Consider the following 19,032-nt stretch of genomic DNA (forward strand, 5'->3'; position numbering starts at 1 on the left):
TAGGGAGAACTTAATCTCCCTTTTTCAGTCTCTCTGTACTGAATTAAAAGGTAACACAAACCTTATTAATTAAAATTTATAATCTTACTCATTAATAGTTACTGAATCTTCACTATCTACTTCAATTAATTTAACTGATATTATTTCATTTTTTGATGTAGGCACATTTTTTCCTACATAATCAGCTCTTACTGGTAATTCTCTATGACCTCTATCAACTAGTACTGCTAGTTGTATTGATTTAGGCCTTCCTATATCCATTATAGCGTCTAGCGCTGATCTAACTGTTCTACCTGTAAATAATACATCATCAACTAGTATTACTGTTTTATCATTTATATTAAATTCTATATTAGAACCATTAAGCACTGGGTCTATATTAATTTTTTCTAAATCATCTCTATAAAGTGTTATATCTACTTCACCTGTGTTTATTTTAATTCCTTCTATTTGTTCTATCTTACCTGCTATTCTAGCAGCTATTGGAACACCTCTTGTTTTTATTCCAACTAAAACAACATCTTCTATTCCTTTATTTCTTTCTATTATTTCATGACTTATTCTTGTTATTGCTCTTCCTATTGCTTTTTCGTCCATTAATTGAGCTTTTTGTCTCATATTTGACCTCCCGAGAATAGTTTTAATTTATAACTTCTTTCTAAAGTTAAAAAAGCTTCTTATCATAAGACAAGAAGCTGTATTTACTAAAAATATGTAGTAATATACAAATAATTGCCTTATGATATCTCTGTATCAATTAAAGGTCTTTTCGACTATATTATATTTTTTATATAATATTTACTTAATAGTATATAGTCCTATATTAAATTTTGCAAGGATTATTTTATTTTTCTGATAATATCCTTAAAATACTCTGGTAATTCAGAGTCAAATTCAATATATTTCTTTGTTGTAGGATGTATAAATCCTAGTTTCTTCGCATGTAATGTTTGACCATTTAATTTGAATTTAGTATTCTTTGGACCATATACCACGTCTCCTAAAAGAGGGTGATTTATAGACAATGCATGTACTCTTATTTGATGAGTCCTTCCTGTTTCAAGTCTTGCTCTCATATGAGTAAAATTTTCAAATCTTTCTATAACCTCAAAATGAGTTACTGCATTTCTACCATCTTTTACTATAGCCATTTTTAATCTATCTTTAGGATTTCTACCTATTGGCTTGTTTACTGTTATTTTATCTTCTTTAACTACACCATGGCATATAAACTCATATTCTCTCGTTATTGAATGGTCTTTTAGCTGCTCTGCTAATGAGTTATGAGCATTATTATTCTTTGCAATCATTAAAAGTCCAGAAGTGTCCTTATCAATCCTATGCACTATTCCTGGTCTAATAACTCCATTTATAGATGATAATTTATCCTTACAATGATATAAAATTGCATTAACTAATGTATTTTCATAATTACCCGGTGCTGGATGAACTACCATATCTTGAGATTTATTCACTATTAATAAGTCCTCATCTTCATATACAATATCTATAGGAATATTTTGTGGAGTTACCTCTAGCAATTTCGGAGCCGGTATTTCTATTATTATCTTATCATCTTCCTTAACTAAATATTTTGCCTTTTCTATTTTATTATTAACTTTTACTTTTTTTTCTTTTATTATTTTTTGAATATAACTTCTAGACATATCTCCTAACTGAGTTGAAAGATATACATCTAATCTATCCCCTTCTTCTTCATCTATTACTAAAAATTCCTTTATTTCTTCCATTACTTCACCTGCTTCTTTTCTTCTGAAAATAATATATATACACATAAAAAAATTGTTCCTAAAACTACAAATATGTCTGCTATATTAAATACATATTGCCATACTACTCTAAAATCAAAATAATCTACTACAAAACCTAATCTAACTCTATCTATTAAATTTCCTATAGCTCCTGATATTATAAGTATAATTCCCATTTTACTTATAATACTCACTTTTTTTGTATGTAAATAATAAAGCCCAAATACAGATGCTATTAAAGCAACAATTATAAATATAATTTGATTATTTTGAAACATTCCAAATGCAGCACCTCTATTTTCCACATATGTAAGATGAAATACATTTTGTATAACAGGTATACTTAGTGCATCTTGTAAATAATTTAATGCCCACCATTTGGATAATTGATCTATTCCTATTAACAATACTATTATTAATTCGTATACCAATATCATATCCTCCTTAAAATTATTCCTATTTTAATATTATACAAAAAAAAGCTTCCTAAATGGAAGCTTAGTTTCTAGTTTCATGATTTTTTTCTTTATCTTTGTTTACATGATCAATTAATTCTGATACTGTTACGAATTTAAATCCTTTTTTTTGCAAACTTGGTATTACAGTTTCTAAAGCTTGTATAGTTTGTGATTTAGGTGTTCTTGCTTTATTATAATCATGTAGTAATATTATATTTCCATTTTCTACTTTAGTTATTATTGTGTTTACTATACTATAAACACCTGGATTTGACCAATCTCTTGGATCTAAATTAGACCATAAAACTATATTCATATTTTTATTTTTTATAATATCACATATATTTTTATTTATAGCTCTATATGGAGGTCTAAATAATTTAGGCTCTTTATCTATTACTTTTTTTATAGCTTCTTGAGTTTTACTTATCTCTCTTTCTACTTCTTGATAATTTCTTTTTTCCACATTTATATGAGTAAAAGTATGATTGCCTATTTCATGACCTTCTTCCTTTTCCATTTTTAATATTTCTGGATTAAATTGTACTTTTTCTCCTACAACAAAAAAGGTTGCTTTTACATTATATTTTTTTAATATATCTAGAACTTGAGGAGTAAAATCTTCATCTGGTCCATCATCAAATGTTAGTGCAACTACTTTTTCCTCATCATTACCTTTTTTAATTATTAAATCATCATAATCATTCATTATATCATTTTTAATATTACTAGCTTCTTTTATATAAACTTTGTTGTGATTATATGTATACAATCCCAATACTATTAATGATACTATTGATATTGAATATATAAGTTTTTTCATTAAATAAAGGCCTCTTTTCTTTTATTAATGATTTAAATTTTTTAATATAGCCTAATCATCATATAATCCGTTCTTATTTATATCAGTTAAATTTTTTAAATCTTGAGAATAAAAATCGCACCCTCTATTTATGAAATTTTGATCCATATTTTCATTGTCTAATGGTAAATTATCATGTTTTTTAGCACAATTGGAACATACATTAGTTTCTGGAACTATGTCTAATCTATCTTCATCTATATTCTTTTTACACATGTCACAAATTCCATAAGTCCCATTTTCTATTTTATCTAATGCTAAATTAACTTGATATAACTTTCCTTTTTCATGTGTAGTTAAACTATTTTGCATATCTTGCATAAATACATCTGTTGCTATATCAGCTATATGATTATCATAGCTTGAAAGTTCTCCAGACGAATATTTTTCACTAGTATGCTTAGTAGTATCTCCAAATAAAGTATTATCCTGCATTTCAATTATTAATCCATCTAATTTTTCTTTTTCTTTTAATAATTTTTTTTTGTATTTATTTATATTCATTGCTATCACCTCTACTATTTTCTATATACATCTACTATATCTAATAATTTTGCTATGTATCGACCTATTATCGGCAAATCCATCCACTGAGTTAACAAATAAAATAATAATGCTGCTAGAAACGTAAAACCTATTGCTTGTCCAAACCCTTTTCCTAATCCTGCCACAAAATTTATAATAAACAGCCTTCTTTTGCTATCTGCAAGCATCATATATTCTCTAATTCTACTTCTTTCAATTATTAGCATAAGTCTTTCTAAATATTTTTGTATTAAATTTAAATCATTTCTATTAGGTCTTGATATATCCATCTCATTTATTGCTTTTTTTATTTCTTCATAATTTAAACTCATATTATGATATTCATTCTTAGATTTTTTATCTTTGATATAATCACACCCTTCTTTAAAAATTCACTTTACTCTAATTTTCAACATAAAAATAAATTATTTAATGGAGTAATATATCATATGCTTATTTTAAATTAAAATTTATATATTGATTAATTTAATCACAACAACTTTTAAAAATAGTATGTGATTAATTTAATATAAAAATACAATAAAAAAGAACCATAAATAGATTTTTTATGAAATCTATTTATGGTTCTTGATTTTAATTTATTTATGCTACTTTTTTATTATTTACTGTTTTTACTTTTTTTGCTTTAACAAAGAATATTATAGAAAGTAATAACGCTATTACAACACCTATTATATTAGAAATATTAGCTGATAATCTAAATCCTTCTGGTGCTTGCATTATATAACTAAATATTACAACTGTCATAAATATAGCTGGTATTGTAGATATATAATGATTCTTATTATTTTTAACTAGATATGATGACCCAGCCCATAACATTATCATTGCTAATGTTTGGTTTGCCCAAGAGAAATACTTCCATATTATAGTAAAATCTATAAATGTAAGTGCTACACCTACTGCAAATAATGGTAGTGCTATGATAAATCTATTTTTTATCTTATCTTGATTAATATTAAATGCATCTGCTATTGTAAGTCTTGCACTTCTAAATGCTGTGTCTCCAGAAGTTATTGGACAAGCTACAACTCCAAGTACAGCTAATACTCCGCCTATAGGACCCATTAAACTATTTGTTATTGTATTTACTACTACTGTTGGTCCACCATTACCTATTATTACATCAAGTTGTGGTGTTCCACCGAAGAATGACATAGCAGCTGCAGCCCATACTAAAGCTATTATTCCCTCTGCAACCATTGATCCATAGAATACTGGTCTTGCTTCTGCTTCATGCTCTACACATCTAGCCATAAGAGGTGATTGTGTAGCATGGAATCCAGATATTGCTCCACAAGCTATTGTTATAAATAAATATGGGAACATTGGTGTTCCTTTTGGATTTAAATTTTGTAAACTTATATTAGGTATATCATAACCTTTTAATACAAGTCCTCCACCAACTCCTACAGCCATTATTATAAGAGCTGCTCCAAATAGTGGATATATTTTTCCTATTAATTTATCAACCGGTAACACAGTGGCTAATATATAATATACTATTATAACCGCTACCCATATACTTGTGTTTACTCCAGTTAAAGTTTTTAAAAGTCCTGCTGGCCCTGTAACAAATACTACCCCAACTAAAACTAAAAGTATAACACTAAATACTCTCATTATATGTCTTGCAGTTTCCCCTAAATAAATACCTACTATTTCAGATGCTGAAGTTCCTTTATTCTTCATTGATAAATATCCTGATAAGAAATCGTGAACTCCTCCTGCAAATATTGTTCCGAATACTATCCATAAAAATGCTGCTGGTCCAAATAAAGCTCCTTGTATAGCTCCAAATATCGGTCCTAGACCTGCTATATTTAAAAATTGAATTAAAAATATCTTTTTCCAATCCATTGGGACATAATCTACCCCATCTTGATAAGCTAATGCTGGTGTTTGATTTTGATTGTTTATACCAAATGTTTTCTCAACAAACTTCCCATAGATAAAATAGCCTGCTATAAGTATTACTATTGCACCTAAAAAACTAATCATACTTTTCCCTCCTAAATTTAATTAACTATAATTCCAATAATAATTTCATATCGAAAGCAGGAAATTGATTTCCTGTTCAGGAAACCACTTTCCTAATTTCTTTAATACTATAATACCTTTTTTAGGCAAAAAAAGTTTTTATTTTGTAATTAAATGCATTTTTTGGTACATAAAATGCATTTATAGATGCATAAGTTCCCTAAATTCTTTTATCTTACTTCTACTAACTGTAACTTCATATTCTCCATTTTTTAATTTTAAAATATATGTATTATTAAACCAAGGCACTATTTCCTCTATTTTGGTCAAATTCACAAGATATGATCTATGACATTTAAAGAAAACTTTACTATTTATAAGTTTTTCAACTTCTGATATACTTTCTCTTAAAATAAACTTATCTTTATCAGTATAAACATATGTATATCTTTCTTGTGCCTGGCAATAATAAATATCTTCAACGTTTACTACACATATTTTATTACCTTTCCAAAGACTTATTTTATTTTGTATTTCAGTTATTTTTTTTACATCTTTATTATTATCATCTTTTGTTGATTCTAATTTTTTTAGCATCGATACTATTCTCTCTTCTGAATAAGGTTTTAGTATATAATCAAATATATCTAATGAAAATGCATCTACTGCATAACTTTCATAAGCTGTTATAAATACTATTTTAGGTTTTTTCTTAAATTGATTTATAGTTTTTGCCAATAACATTCCATCTAATTTTGGTATATTTATATCCATAAAAATAACATCTACTTTGCTCCCTTGTATAAACTCAAGTACATCTAAACCATTAGAAAATTCATTTATTATTTCAATATTACTATTATTTTCTATAAAATACCTCAGTTCCTTTCTAGCTGGATACTCATCTTCTACTATAATTGCATTCATCTTTTTACCCCCTAACATCAAACTCTATTGCTGTACCTTTACTTAATTTTTTTATTTTTAAACCATCTTCATAAAATAACTTAAGTCTTAAATGGACATTATATAGTCCTATTTTATTTTGTGGCATTTTATCATTATATAAATCATCTATTATTTTTTGATTTATACCTATCCCATCATCTATTACAGATATTCTTACCTTATCGTTAATTTTCTTTATTGATATTTTAACACAACCTTTTTCTTCTCCTTCTAAAATGCCATGAATAACTGCATTCTCAACTAATGGTTGTATAATTAAACTCGGTATTTTTATATCAATATCATCTATATCATATTCTATATTTAATAAATCCCCAAATCTAGCCTTTACTATTTCAACATAAGACTTAACCTGATTTATTTCTTTTTCTATGCTTATTAGATTTTCATTAGACTCTAAATTATGTCTTAAATATGTAGATAAATTTATAATGAGTTTCCTTGCTTTATTTGGGTCAAACCTTATAAATGAAGCTATAGTATTTAATGAATTAAATAAAAAGTGCGGATTAATTTGTCTTTGCAGCGCTCTTATTTCAGCTTTATTTCTAGCTTCTATTTCTCTCTTGTCCTTTTCTATACCTTCCACAATCGATACTACAAAGCCTATTGCTATTTGTCCTGAAAGTAGAGGCATATATATAGTCTGAATTATATCTAAGGCCATTGTATGAGGTTTTGACATAAAATATATAAGTAACATAGTAAAACTTTCAGAAATCATACCTACTATTATTCCATATAATTCTATGTATCCTTTTTTTATTTTTCCATGTAAAAAGCCTGATAATATACCTGCTAATATACTTGATAAAAAACAAGGTATAGAAGTTATCCCTCCTATATCAATTAAATATCTATGTACTCCTGCTAAAATTCCTGCTGGTATACTTACTATTGGTCCAAATAAAATTCCACTTGAAACAATAGCTATTACTCTCGTATTTACAATTGAACCCATGTATACAATTCCATTATATGTACCAAATATAGCTAAAAAAGTAAATATTAAAGATATTATTATTAAATCTTCTATTTCATATTTATCTTTTTCAAAAATTTTCTTAAAAGCCTTCAATTTACTTATTAATAAAAATAAAACTACTAATAGACTTGCCTTCTCTAGAAGCGCTATTAATATAGACCCTTTCATAATTTTCTCCTTTATAAAAGGCCTATAACTATATAAATATTAATTATAGGCCCTTGTTTATATTTTTATAAAAACTTTCTTTCTATTAATCCAACTTTTTTATAAACTTTTCTAAGCGTCTTTCTAGCTTGTTTTTCAGCTTTACTCGCACCTATAGCATATACATTTTCTAAATAATCTTTATTATTAAGAAGATCAACATATTTTTCTCTTATAGGTCTTAAACTCTCTGCAACTACTTCTGCTACATCTTCTTTAAATATCCCATAACCTTTACCTTCATACATTGCAACTAAATCTTCTATTTTTTTATTATCTAATTGAGAATATATTTCTAATAAATTTTTAATTCCAACTTGTTCATCATTATATGCTACAATACCTAAAGAATCAGTTACACTTCTTTTTATCTTTCTTCTTATAGTATCTGCATCATCTGCTAAGAGGATATATCCATTTTCATTTGAATCTGATTTACTCATTTTCTTAGTAGGTTCTTGTAAACTCATTACTCTTCCTACTTCCTTTGGTATATATCCCTCTGGTATATTAAATGTAGGTGAATATCTATTATTAAATCTATTAGCTAAATCACGAGCTAACTCTAAATGTTGTTTTTGATCTTCCCCAACTGGTACTAAATCAGTTTGATATAAAAGTATATCAGCTGCCATTAATACTGGATAAGTGAATAAACCTGCATTTAAATTTGCTTCACTTTTTTGAGATTTATCTTTAAATTGAGTCATTCTACTTAACTCACCCATATAAGTCATTGTATTTAATATCCACATAAGTTCTGTATGTGCACTTACATGTGATTGTATAAATATAGTATTTTTCTCTGGATCTAGTCCACAAGCTAAATATTGAGCAAGCAATTCCATAGTATTAGATCTTAAATTTTTAGCTTCTTGAGGTACTGTTATTGCATGTAAATCTACAACACTGTAATAGCAGTCATATTCATCTTGAAGTTTCGTCCAGTTTTTTATTGCACCTAAATAATTTCCTAGAGTCATCTTTCCTGATGGTTGAGCCCCACTGAATATTACTTTTTTATCACTCATCTTTATACCTCCCAAATTATATTGCTTTTAACATTTTTAATACTATATCTTTAGAATTATGAGCTGCATCTACAACAAATTCTTCATACGTAACATCTGCACTTCCATCTGCTTTGTCCGACATAGCTCTTATTATTACAAAAGGAACATTGTTTAAAGAACATACATGTGCTATAGATGCCCCTTCCATCTCTCCACAATAAGCATTAAATTCATTAGCTAATTCATCTTTTAATTCTTTAGAACTTATGAATTTATCTCCTGTTACTACTCTTCCTTTTAAAACTTTATGATTTTTAACTTCCTCTACAGATGATTGATATGCTGCATTTATAAGCCTTTCATCTGCTGTAAATATTGAACTTTCCATTCTAGGTATCATTCCTTTTTTATATCCAAAAACAGTAGCATCTACATCATATTGAATTGCATCAGTTGATATTACTATATCTTGTACATCTAACTCTGAATTTATAGCACCTGCTACCCCTGTATTTACAACAGCCTCTACTTTAAATTCACTTATTAAAATTTGAGCACATAATGCTGAATTTACTTTTCCTATTCCGCATCTTACCAATACTACATCTCTACCTTCTATTTTACCTTCATAAAATTTCAAGCTTGCTTTTTCTAATGTATTTTTAACATTCATTAACTCAACTAATATATCTACCTCTTCGTCCATTGCTCCTATTATACCTATTCTATTCATTAGTTCCTCCTTAGTTTTTAGTGTTTTACACACTTTTTATGATAATTAAAAAATCCGCCCTAAATTAATAGGACGGATATATTTTCCGCGGTACCACCTAAATTATATACACAAAATTTCAAATGCATATCTCTTAATATCTGCTATAACGTGCAGTCACGATTATGGATACTTTATAATATTTTATCAATTATATTTCCCCTTATTCCTCTAAGGTCCATTCACTAAATCATTTCTTGTTAAGATCTCAGCATCCTTAACTCTCTGTATTGAATATACATTTAGCTACTATTCCTTTTCATAGGATTAATATATTCTTTTTTATTTTATAATATGACTTACAATAAAAATTGTCAACCCACTTAATTTAAAAGTTTATATTTTCCTAAGATTTATTTTTATTTAAAATCGCATATATAAAAATATTAAGTATTTGTATAATTAATGCTACTATAAAAAATATTATAAAATAATAATATGATATTCTCTCAATAAAATAGTTATTATTTATAACTATGTAAATTAAAAAACTTATTATTGAAGCTATTAACACTTGAGCTTTATAAAATTTACTTTTGCCCTTTTTTATAGTATATATTAAAATCATAAAAAACAATATGCATAATGATATAAATACAATATTCATAATCTGTATATTTTGTGCTGAAAATATTCCATTTGCAAATTGATATTTTCTATAATATACATGATGCATAACACCTGCTTTTTTCTTTGTCAAATATTCAATTACAAATCCACTTAATAATGCTATTAGCTGAATTATACATGTTATTATATAAAGTATTTTAAAAAAAATTTTATCTTTCATATCAACTCCTATTTAGGTTCCCCTGTTTCAGTAGGATTAGAAGCATCATTACTCCATCCTATCCATCCATCACTATATAAAGATGTATTTTTTAGTCCCATTACATTTGCATAAGTTAAAACTTCTGCAGCTCTCCATCCACTTCCACACATAAATGTAAGATGTTTGTTAGTATCTATTCCTGCTTTTTTCCATAAAGCCTTTATTTCATCTGCATTTCTCATAGTATTATCTATATTACGATAATCCTCTAAAGTAGTAGCACTTGTACCTGCATATCCATAAACTGCTCCTGGTATACGTCCTTTTTTATTATGATAACTATATCCTGAAACTTTTCCTATATATTCATCCCATGTACGATTATCTACTAACACAAATTTATCTTTATCTTTTAATTGTTCTTTAAGTTCTGGAATTGTATCTATTAAATCTGCGTTGCCTGGTATTGCTCCCTTAAATTCAGTTCCTGGAGTTTTTTTATTACTTTTTGTTTCTAACTCATAACCTGCAGCAACCCATGCATTATTTCCACCATTTAAAACTCTTACATCGTTAATTCCTATATAACGAAGTACAGTAGCCACTCTGTAAGAAGCCATAGTATCTAATCCAGTAACTACAATAGTATCATCTTTAGTAAATCCATAATTTAGTGCAAATTTACTTAAATTTTCATCACTATCTAACATCCAAGCTGGTGGCGGTTCTATAGTATCTGTATTTATATGAACACTAGTAGGTACATGCCCTTTAGAATATGCTTCACTTTCTTCTCCCCAACTAGCTTCTACAATTTTAATATTTTTTGAATTTTCAAACGTTGAAGGTTTACTTCCATCTAATATATTTTTTACAACTTTAGCCGGAACTAGCATTTCATGATTTTTATACTTCTCCATAGGTAAAGATTTATCTTTAGCCCAATCTTTTATATCATATATATATAAATTTTTATATCCTTTTTCATCTAAATACGATGCTACTTTTTTCGCATCTTTTTTATTGGCATCATATAACACTATATTTTTATCTTTATCTATTTTTTTATTTTTTAAAGCATTATCTAAAGTTTCTTCTTTCTTTTCTGAATCTACATCTAACCAGTTTGCTGAGAAATCAACTGCTTTAGATATATGCCCTCCTCTTTTTTCATCATTTAATATCCATCCATTATAAGAATCATTAATACGAGTATCAACTATTATCCAAGAATTATCATCTAATTTTGATTTTAAGTCTTCAGTAGAAATCTCTTTAGTTGTAACTTCTTTTGAAACTTGATTTTTAGTTTTTTCATTACTACATGCTACTAATCCTACCATGCCTAATATAAGCATAGAACTTATAGCAACTTTTTTGATTATTTTCTTCACTGATGTACCTTCTTTCTATGTCTTTTAAAATTCAACTACATTTAAATAATTACGTATTCTATACTATATAATACTTGCACTTAAGTAAAATATTATAGATAAAAAATATAATTAAATCTTTGTCTATAGATTTTATTTATAGTACACTAACTAAAATGGCTCCTGATGATGTATATGTTCCCATTACTGAACCAACTTCACTTATTATAGTCTCTTTAAATTCATGTTGTTTTTCTATCATTTCTTTTATTTTAAGTGCTTTTTCTTTACAATTTGAATGTCCTATTGCTAAAGTTTTATCTTTTGAATCATTCACATTTAAATTTATATATTCAATCAACTTTTTAAGACTATTTCCTTCTCCCCTAGCCTTATCTACAGGTTTAACTATTCCATCTGCTACTTGAATTATAACTTTAAAATTCAATGAATTTATAATTTTTCCTGCTAATGGCTTTACTCTACCTCCTTTTATTGCATTTTCTAATGTTTCTAGTGTTCCGTAAAACATAACTTCATTCTTTATTTTCTCTATAATTGATACTATTTCATCTATAGACTTACCTTCTTGTATTAATTGTGCTGTTTTTATTACTAAAAGTCCAAACCCTATAGAACCATTCATTGTATCTACTATTTGTATATTTTTATCTTTATATTCTTTTAAAAATATATTTTTTGCTAAAACTGCACTTGAATAAGTTCCTGATAACTTAGAACTTAAAGTTAAAACTAAAACATTATCTTCATTACAATTGTATGATTCTATAAATTTATCAGGTGATGGACAAGATGTTTTAGGCAATTCTTTTGAATTTGACATCATTTTATAAAAAGTTTCATTATCAATTTCCTCACCTGCAACAAAGCTTTCTTCCCCAAATTGAACATTAAGAGCTACAACCTCTATGTCATATTTTTGTAATATATCCTTTGATAAATCACAAGATCCATCTACTATCAATTTTATTTTATTCATATTAATAATTCCTCTCAAATTTTCATATATTATTTAACGGTCGGTCGGTCGACCGATAATTAATATTATTTTATATTTATTAGCTTTGAAAGTCAATACATTAATCATCATATCAAATTCATAATATATGAGATTTGTTGACAATAAAATTTTACACCTATATAATATTATTGATTTACCAATTGTTCGCTAAACATAGAAAGGTTGATTATATGAAACCAAACAATAATATGAAACAAAATATTTTAATTGCAGCTACTGACCTAATTACAAAAAACGGTATAAAAAATACTAGTCTTGCTGATATTGCAAATTCAGTGGGTATTAGTAAAGGTACTTTATACTACCATTACTCTTCAAAAGACGATATAATATTTAGCATTGCCGATTCCCACTTAAATATAATAACTGATGCAATTTTAAATTGTGTCCAAAATATAAAAACTGAATCACCTAAAGATAAAATAGTTGAATTTATAATAAATAAAATAACTACCATAGAAAGTACTGGTCGAGTACACATGTATCTTATTTGTGAAGCTATAACAGGAAATGAACCTTTAAAAGAAAGAATTAGAGTTAAATATATACAGTGGAGAAATACACTTAAATCTGAAATTGAAAAAAGCTTTATTGATAATAAAGAATCTAGCGAGGCACTTTCCTTCCTTCTCATATCTATAGTAGATGGACTTGTAATTCAAAGTCTATTAAAGACTGAGAAATTACCCTATGAAAATATAGCAACATTTTTAATTAATAAGTGGTACTAAAAAAGGACTATCTCAAAAATATAAGAATTTTGAGATAATCCCTTTTTTATTTATACAGTTGTTGCCTGTTTATGGCAATGTTCATGTTCATGGACGCCTGTAAATCTATCTTCATGCACATGATCATGACCAACTCCATTTATATGTTCATGTTGGTGCATATATGATACCTGAAGTTTTTTATTTACAGGATTTTCACCTATATGTGCATTTACTCCAAAAACTTCTTTTAGCATCTCTGATGTTATAACTTCTTCTACTGTCCCACAGTTTATTATTTCTCCGTTTTTCATAACTATTAAATAATCACAATACATAGAAGCTATATTCATATCATGTATTGCTGATAAAGTTGTTATATTTAAACTCTTCACCAAATCCATAAGCTGTATTTGGTAACCTATATCTAAGTGATTAGTAGGTTCGTCTAGTATTAAAAAATCCGTATTTTGAACTAATGCACGTGCAATTAAAGTTCTCTGCTTTTCTCCCCCTGATAAATTAGCAAAGCTTCTATCGGCATGATTTGTAAGACCTACTCTATTTAGCATTTCTTTAACCATGTCTAAATCTTTTGTTGAATAATCTTCAAATACAGACTTATATGGATAACGTCCCATTTTTACTATCTGTTCTACAGTAAAATCAAATTGAGTATTACTTTCTTGAGCAAGTACTGCAATTTCTTTAGCACAATCTTTATCCTTCATTTGAAGCAAATCTCTATTATCAATACTTATTTGTCCACTATCTGGTTTATATATTCTATATATGTTTTTAAGTAATGTAGATTTCCCCGAACCATTTGGTCCTATTACACCTACAAAAGAACCTTCTTTTACATCAAAAGATATATCTTTTAATATATTTTTACTTTCTACACTAAATTTAAGATTTTTTACATTTAATTTAACCATTAGTTATTACCCCCAAAGGAATAATTTTTTCTAGATATTAACCATAAGAAGAATGGTCCTCCAACTAAAGAAGTTATTATACCTATAGGTATTTCCGTAGGTGGGAACATACCTCTTGCTGCAACATCTGACCATATTAAGAATATTGCTCCAATTAAACTAGATAATACTATTAACTTTTTATGATCACTTCCTGCTATTGTTCTACATATATGAGGAACTACTAAACCTATAAATCCTATAGCCCCTGTTATTGCAACTAATGTAGATGTAAGCAAGGTTGACATTATAAGTAAAACTGTTTTTACTAACTTAATATTTATTCCAAGTATTATTGCGTTGTCATCTCCAAGTAACATTATATCTAAAGTTTTACTCATTATAAACGATACTATTGCTACTAGTATTAGTGCTATAAGAGGTGTTAATAGAACTTCCCATTTAGCTCCTCCTAAACTACCTATAGTCCAAAATAATGCAGATTTTGCTTGGTTTGAGTTTTCTGCTGAGTATATTAATAAGTTTGTTAATGCTGAAAATATTGTTGATATTGCCATACCTGAAAGTACTAATCTTGTTGTAGACGTACTTTTCCCCATACAAGTACCTATTGAAAATACTAATATTCCAGATATCATAGAACCAAAAAATGCTCCAGCTGTTATACTATTTATTCCTAAAAAAGATATTCCCCCCATAACTATTACAGCTACTGCACCGCATGATGCTCCTGAAGATATACCTAATATATATGGTTCTGCTATAGGGTTTTTAGTTACACATTGCATTAAAACACCACAAAGAGCAAGCCCTGCTCCACAAAGAGCACCTAAAATCACCCTTGGTAATCTTATCTCCCATATTATATTTTCAAACATATCATTCCACGTTGGATCAAACATTGTTGAATTTGTTACTTTATTTACAAATACTTTATAAACTATGTCTGGGTCTATATATGTACTACCTATAGCTATTGCTATTATCATTGTAAGAACTAAAACTATACTTAAACCAATTGTCCAAAACAAAAAGCCTTTATTTTTTGAAAGGCTCTTTGTTTTTTGTATACTCATTTCCATTATTTATCTTCTCCATGGAAATATCCATACATCTTTTCTATAACGTGGGCATTTCTTACCCCTGGAGACAAGTCAGCTAGTCCTACAACGTATATCTTATTATTTTTAATAGCATTAACATTTTTTAGTGCTGGATTCTTCTTTAAGAAATCTATTTTTTGTTGTGCTGGAGTTCCTGCCATAAAGTCTGTTACTAATATTACTTCAGGATTTTCAGATACTATACTTTCCCAAGAAACATGAGGATATATTTCTTTTTGAGTTCCGAATATATTATTTCCACCTGCAATTTCTATTAAATTGTTAGCAAGTCCTGCCCCAACAACCATAGCATCATTGTCTCCTGAATCATAAACCATCATTTTAACTTTTTCTTCTTTTTTAGTATCTCCAACTTTATCTTCAACTGCTTTTATATCACTTTTCATTTTATCTATAACTACTTTAGATTTATCTTGAACTCCAAATATTTTTCCTAATAAATCAAAGTCTTCATAAACAGTGTCTACCGTAGCATTTGGTGCTAATGATTTACATTTAAAAGGAGTTATTCCTTTTGATATAAGTTCATCTGGAGCACCTGTTGTTTCATTACTTACTGACATATCCCATCCACTTACAAAATCAGCTCCTGTAGCAAGGAATCCTTCTTTTGAAATAGAATGTCCTTCTGCTATTTTTATTTCAGGTATTTTCTTATATGCTTCTTCGTATTCTGGTAATATTGGATTATCTAAAAGAGCTGTTCCTACCATTTTATCTCCTAAGTCTAATGCTAGTAGCATCTCTGTCATAAACTGTGATAATGTAACTGCTTTTTGAGCAGGTTTTTCTAATTTAACATCATAATCTTTAACACCATCTGAATAAACAAATTTTACTGGCTCAAATTTAGTTGATTCAACTGCTGCTGCAGGTTTTTCTGAACCTTCTTGACTAGCTTTTCCTGAACATCCTACTACGCTTAATGATAATCCCGCTATAGTCAGGACTACTAGAAATCTTCTTAAACTTCTGCTTTTTATCATTGTATTTCTCCCCCTAAATTTATATATATATTTACAAAAAAACCATGAAGATTTAAATAAGATATTTAAAATATCTTTATATTAAACCTTCATGGTTTATATCTCAAAATTTTATTTTAATTTTAATTTACATCTATTCATGCTTAACTTTTACGCATGAATATGTTCATGATCTTTAGTATGTTCATGTCCATGTTCATGATTATGATTATGATCATGAGTATGAACCCCTGTAAATTTATCGTCATGATTGTGATCATGTCCAACACCTTCTACATGCTCATGTTCGTGTCCATGAGAATGAGTATGTGTATGAGAATGATCATGATTATGACCTCCGCAACAATCTTCTCCCCCATTTCCACAACATCCATTTTGATGTGGATTATGATGATATCTTATTAAAAATCTATTCAATGTCATTACTTATACCCCCTAGTATATTTGGAAATACTTCAGTATCCCGTCTTCTTATTTATTATATAAGGTAAAAATAAAAAAAACAATGGAAATCGTTTTTTTCGTAAAATTAAAATAATTTGCTATAATCTGTCAATTCTTAATATTTTATAACTATTTTTTAAGCCACAATTTTATTTACTAGAGATTAAAAAAACTGAAAAATATATATTATATATTTTCCAGTCTGAAATTTAATTTAAATTGTATTTTCTATATAAAGAAGAATTGGTTTGGTCCTATAGCAAATCCTGTTAATGCCCAAATTATAGCTAGTAAAGTCCATCCTATTAAGAACACCATTGAAACTGGCATCATCATAGACATTAAACTACCAACACCAAAGTCCTTTTTATATTTTTGACCAAATACTACCACAACTCCTAAATAACTCATTAAAGGAGATATTATATTTGTAGATGAGTCACCTATACGATACATTAATTGTACCCCTGCTGGAGTGAATCCTGCAACCATTAACATAGGTACAAATATTGGCGCAAGTAATCCCCACTTAGCTGAAGCACCACCCATAAATAAGTTAACAAATGCAGTTAAGAATATAAATGCAACCATAAGTACCATAGACCACATCATATTATCTGTAGGTATTTGACGAACTAAATCCGCTCCTAAAGAAGCTACTAATACTCCTAAATGTGAATCATTAAAGTAATTTAAAAATTGAGATACAAAGAACATTATAACTATTATTGGAGCCATATCTGCCATAGCCTTACACATAGCTGGTACTATATCTTCACTTTTCTTAAATTTACCTGATTTAAATCCATATACAAGACCACTTACTGCAAATATAACGAACATTAACATTATAACCATATCACCGTGGAAGAACATAGATTTTAAGAAACTATCTGCTGATTGTAATACAGCATTTCCATTCGCATCAGTTGCCCATATTCCAACTGTAGTTGATAAATCTCCAAGTAATGGTATTATATTATTTTTATCAAAAGGTAAAGCTGCCAAAACTATAAGTCCTATAACTACAAATAAAATTTTATTAGTAAATTTAAAAGCAACTTTTTCTTGCTCACTTATTTCATGATCTGGCTCTACATCAGCTTCTTTTTTATTATAATCTCCTAGTCTTGGTTCAACAAATTTATCTACAACTAAAGTACCTAATATCATTATTAATAATGTTGATCCCATCATAAAGAACCAGTTACTTGTAACAGACATTGTAGATGCTAGATTAGTTTTAGCTAATGCATCTCCTGTTTCTGCTGCTGCTTGAGTAAATGGTAATAATAATGCATCAGTTGAACTTACAAATAAGTTAGCACTAAATCCTCCTGATACACCAGCAAAACCTGCTGCAAGACCCGCAAGAGGATGTCTTCCTAAAGTATAATACATTAAAGCTGCAAGAGGAATTAATACAACATATCCTGCATCTGATGCCATATTAGACATAACTCCTAAGAATATAACAACTGGTGTTACAAGCTTCATTGGAGTAGCTTTAACTATACTTTTCATTGCTATTGATAAATATCCACTTTGTTCCATAAGACCTATCGCTAGCATTATTATAAGTATTGTTCCTATAGCATACATATTCATAAAGTTTGCTATAGCAGTTCCTATTACATAAGATAGTCCATTTGAATATCTCTCTACTACCGTAGTTCCTGTAGCAGCAACTTTTAAAACCTCTATTGGCTTTTGACCTAAAAGATTATTTATTGGGAATTTCCCTAATGGAGTATCTGCAACTACTCCTAGTGTTCCTAATACTGCCGATGCAACTAATGTAAATACTGATATGTAAATAAACATTAATACTGGATGAGGCAATTTATTTCCTAATTTTTCTATTTTATCCATAAACCTTTGAATTTTAGATTTTTTTTCTTGTTCCTTTATCGTGACTTCCATTCATTTTCCTCCTATTTTATCTATTATTATAAGTCCTTAATTAATTTTAACATATTTTAACATTATTTTCAGTCTTTTGACTATTTTCCTTATTTTCCATCAAAATTCTTCTTATTTTTTTAGTTAAATATCGTACTTTTAGATTTCTACCTAATT

The 19,032-nt window shown here is 27.9% G+C and carries 20 protein-coding genes and 1 other annotated feature; of the genes, 1 reads left to right on the plus strand and 19 read right to left on the minus strand.

Translation table 11 applies throughout. The features are described 5' to 3' along the window. Positions 1 to 84: 84 nt before the first annotated feature. From pyrR to CHF27_RS01515, 14 genes are all read right to left on the minus strand, one after another. The gene (gene pyrR, locus CHF27_RS01450; protein ID WP_095404748.1) at positions 85 to 618 is read right to left on the minus strand and encodes a bifunctional pyr operon transcriptional regulator/uracil phosphoribosyltransferase PyrR; all 534 of its coding nucleotides are present in this window, start codon (positions 616 to 618) and stop codon (positions 85 to 87) included. A 221-nt stretch (positions 619 to 839) separates the two neighbouring features. Further along, the gene (locus CHF27_RS01455; RefSeq protein ID WP_095405104.1) at positions 840 to 1,751 is read right to left on the minus strand and encodes an RluA family pseudouridine synthase; all 912 of its coding nucleotides are present in this window, start codon (positions 1,749 to 1,751) and stop codon (positions 840 to 842) included. Further along, complete coding sequence (lspA, locus tag CHF27_RS01460) at positions 1,751 to 2,203, minus strand: signal peptidase II (protein WP_095404747.1); 453 nt, start codon at positions 2,201 to 2,203, stop codon at positions 1,751 to 1,753. The genes CHF27_RS01455 and lspA overlap by 1 nt, the downstream gene beginning before the upstream one ends. 67 nt (positions 2,204 to 2,270) lie before the next feature. Further along, positions 2,271 to 3,053: a polysaccharide deacetylase family protein gene (locus tag CHF27_RS01465; protein ID WP_095404746.1), complete on the minus strand. Its 783-nt coding sequence runs from the start codon at positions 3,051 to 3,053 to the stop codon at positions 2,271 to 2,273. A 51-nt stretch (positions 3,054 to 3,104) separates the two neighbouring features. Continuing rightward, entirely contained in the window at positions 3,105 to 3,596 is a 492-nt protein-coding gene (locus CHF27_RS01470) for a TraR/DksA family transcriptional regulator (protein ID WP_095404745.1), read from the minus strand. 14 nt (positions 3,597 to 3,610) lie between these two features. After that, positions 3,611 to 3,949, minus strand: coding sequence for a DUF5665 domain-containing protein (locus CHF27_RS01475; RefSeq protein WP_095404744.1), 339 nt, complete (start codon positions 3,947 to 3,949; stop codon positions 3,611 to 3,613). A gap of 271 nt (positions 3,950 to 4,220) precedes the next feature. Next, positions 4,221 to 5,639 (minus strand): carbon starvation CstA family protein, encoded by a 1,419-nt coding sequence (locus tag CHF27_RS01480; protein ID WP_095404743.1) that lies wholly within the window; start codon positions 5,637 to 5,639, stop codon positions 4,221 to 4,223. Between the two features lie 180 nt (positions 5,640 to 5,819). Next, positions 5,820 to 6,545, minus strand: a complete 726-nt coding sequence (locus CHF27_RS01485; protein ID WP_095404742.1) for a LytR/AlgR family response regulator transcription factor — start codon at positions 6,543 to 6,545, stop codon at positions 5,820 to 5,822. Positions 6,546 to 6,549: 4 nt separating this feature from the next. Further along, positions 6,550 to 7,740 carry a sensor histidine kinase gene (locus tag CHF27_RS01490; protein ID WP_095404741.1) on the minus strand — a complete coding sequence of 397 codons (1,191 nt, stop codon included), beginning with the start codon at positions 7,738 to 7,740 and terminating at the stop codon, positions 6,550 to 6,552. A 65-nt stretch (positions 7,741 to 7,805) separates the two neighbouring features. Then, the gene (gene trpS, locus CHF27_RS01495) at positions 7,806 to 8,810 is read right to left on the minus strand and encodes a tryptophan--tRNA ligase (RefSeq protein ID WP_095404740.1); all 1,005 of its coding nucleotides are present in this window, start codon (positions 8,808 to 8,810) and stop codon (positions 7,806 to 7,808) included. 16 nt (positions 8,811 to 8,826) lie between these two features. Next, positions 8,827 to 9,525, minus strand: a complete 699-nt coding sequence (locus CHF27_RS01500; RefSeq protein WP_095404739.1) for a 5'-methylthioadenosine/adenosylhomocysteine nucleosidase — start codon at positions 9,523 to 9,525, stop codon at positions 8,827 to 8,829. Between the two features lie 65 nt (positions 9,526 to 9,590). Further along, positions 9,591 to 9,836, minus strand: a binding site (T-box leader). Between the two features lie 74 nt (positions 9,837 to 9,910). After that, positions 9,911 to 10,354 (minus strand): hypothetical protein, encoded by a 444-nt coding sequence (locus tag CHF27_RS01505; RefSeq protein ID WP_095404738.1) that lies wholly within the window; start codon positions 10,352 to 10,354, stop codon positions 9,911 to 9,913. Positions 10,355 to 10,362: 8 nt separating this feature from the next. After that, the gene (locus CHF27_RS01510; RefSeq protein WP_330409725.1) at positions 10,363 to 11,730 is read right to left on the minus strand and encodes a rhodanese-like domain-containing protein; all 1,368 of its coding nucleotides are present in this window, start codon (positions 11,728 to 11,730) and stop codon (positions 10,363 to 10,365) included. A 136-nt stretch (positions 11,731 to 11,866) separates the two neighbouring features. Then, complete coding sequence (locus tag CHF27_RS01515; RefSeq protein WP_095404737.1) at positions 11,867 to 12,709, minus strand: DegV family protein; 843 nt, start codon at positions 12,707 to 12,709, stop codon at positions 11,867 to 11,869. 212 nt (positions 12,710 to 12,921) lie between these two features. Between CHF27_RS01515 and CHF27_RS01520 the strand changes: the two genes are divergently transcribed. Continuing rightward, complete coding sequence (locus CHF27_RS01520) at positions 12,922 to 13,482, plus strand: TetR/AcrR family transcriptional regulator (protein WP_095404736.1); 561 nt, start codon at positions 12,922 to 12,924, stop codon at positions 13,480 to 13,482. A 50-nt stretch (positions 13,483 to 13,532) separates the two neighbouring features. Here CHF27_RS01520 and CHF27_RS01525 read toward each other — a convergent pair whose 3' ends face one another. The 5 genes from CHF27_RS01525 to CHF27_RS01545 form a co-directional block, all read right to left on the minus strand. Then, a complete protein-coding gene (locus CHF27_RS01525) occupies positions 13,533 to 14,399 on the minus strand; it encodes an ABC transporter ATP-binding protein (RefSeq protein ID WP_095404735.1) in 867 nt (288 codons plus the stop codon). Continuing rightward, positions 14,399 to 15,481: a FecCD family ABC transporter permease gene (locus CHF27_RS01530; protein ID WP_095404734.1), complete on the minus strand. Its 1,083-nt coding sequence runs from the start codon at positions 15,479 to 15,481 to the stop codon at positions 14,399 to 14,401. The genes CHF27_RS01525 and CHF27_RS01530 overlap by 1 nt, the downstream gene beginning before the upstream one ends. Continuing rightward, positions 15,481 to 16,509: an ABC transporter substrate-binding protein gene (locus tag CHF27_RS01535; RefSeq protein ID WP_095404733.1), complete on the minus strand. Its 1,029-nt coding sequence runs from the start codon at positions 16,507 to 16,509 to the stop codon at positions 15,481 to 15,483. The genes CHF27_RS01530 and CHF27_RS01535 overlap by 1 nt, the downstream gene beginning before the upstream one ends. Before the next feature lie 150 nt (positions 16,510 to 16,659). Then, positions 16,660 to 16,932: a hypothetical protein gene (locus tag CHF27_RS01540; protein ID WP_095404732.1), complete on the minus strand. Its 273-nt coding sequence runs from the start codon at positions 16,930 to 16,932 to the stop codon at positions 16,660 to 16,662. Positions 16,933 to 17,181: 249 nt separating this feature from the next. After that, positions 17,182 to 18,876: an AbgT family transporter gene (locus CHF27_RS01545; RefSeq protein WP_095404731.1), complete on the minus strand. Its 1,695-nt coding sequence runs from the start codon at positions 18,874 to 18,876 to the stop codon at positions 17,182 to 17,184. Positions 18,877 to 19,032 lie beyond the last annotated feature (156 nt).

The organism is Romboutsia maritimum, from assembly GCF_002251085.2.
Classification (GTDB): Bacteria; Bacillota; Clostridia; order Peptostreptococcales; family Peptostreptococcaceae; genus Romboutsia_B; species Romboutsia_B maritimum.

Bases quoted from the DNA above. Each gene is read 5' to 3' on its own strand.
- CHF27_RS01475 (WP_095404744.1), bottom strand. From the start codon at position 3,949: ATGAGTTTAAATTATGAAGAAATAAAAAAAGCAATAAATGAGATGGAT.
- CHF27_RS01505 (WP_095404738.1), bottom strand. From the start codon at position 10,354: ATGAAAGATAAAATTTTTTTTAAAATACTTTATATAATAACATGTATA.
- CHF27_RS01485 (WP_095404742.1), bottom strand. From the start codon at position 6,545: ATGAATGCAATTATAGTAGAAGATGAGTATCCAGCTAGAAAGGAACTG.
- CHF27_RS01525 (WP_095404735.1), bottom strand. From the start codon at position 14,399: ATGGTTAAATTAAATGTAAAAAATCTTAAATTTAGTGTAGAAAGTAAA.
- pyrR (WP_095404748.1), bottom strand. From the start codon at position 618: ATGAGACAAAAAGCTCAATTAATGGACGAAAAAGCAATAGGAAGAGCA.
- CHF27_RS01480 (WP_095404743.1), bottom strand. From the start codon at position 5,639: ATGATTAGTTTTTTAGGTGCAATAGTAATACTTATAGCAGGCTATTTT.
- CHF27_RS01515 (WP_095404737.1), bottom strand. From the start codon at position 12,709: ATGAATAAAATAAAATTGATAGTAGATGGATCTTGTGATTTATCAAAG.
- CHF27_RS01490 (WP_095404741.1), bottom strand. From the start codon at position 7,740: ATGAAAGGGTCTATATTAATAGCGCTTCTAGAGAAGGCAAGTCTATTA.
- CHF27_RS01540 (WP_095404732.1), bottom strand. From the start codon at position 16,932: ATGACATTGAATAGATTTTTAATAAGATATCATCATAATCCACATCAA.
- CHF27_RS01535 (WP_095404733.1), bottom strand. From the start codon at position 16,509: ATGATAAAAAGCAGAAGTTTAAGAAGATTTCTAGTAGTCCTGACTATA.
- CHF27_RS01465 (WP_095404746.1), bottom strand. From the start codon at position 3,053: ATGAAAAAACTTATATATTCAATATCAATAGTATCATTAATAGTATTG.
- CHF27_RS01530 (WP_095404734.1), bottom strand. From the start codon at position 15,481: ATGGAAATGAGTATACAAAAAACAAAGAGCCTTTCAAAAAATAAAGGC.
- trpS (WP_095404740.1), bottom strand. From the start codon at position 8,810: ATGAGTGATAAAAAAGTAATATTCAGTGGGGCTCAACCATCAGGAAAG.
- CHF27_RS01545 (WP_095404731.1), bottom strand. From the start codon at position 18,876: ATGGAAGTCACGATAAAGGAACAAGAAAAAAAATCTAAAATTCAAAGG.
- CHF27_RS01500 (WP_095404739.1), bottom strand. From the start codon at position 9,525: ATGAATAGAATAGGTATAATAGGAGCAATGGACGAAGAGGTAGATATA.
- CHF27_RS01520 (WP_095404736.1), top strand. From the start codon at position 12,922: ATGAAACCAAACAATAATATGAAACAAAATATTTTAATTGCAGCTACT.
- CHF27_RS01455 (WP_095405104.1), bottom strand. From the start codon at position 1,751: ATGGAAGAAATAAAGGAATTTTTAGTAATAGATGAAGAAGAAGGGGAT.
- CHF27_RS01470 (WP_095404745.1), bottom strand. From the start codon at position 3,596: ATGAATATAAATAAATACAAAAAAAAATTATTAAAAGAAAAAGAAAAA.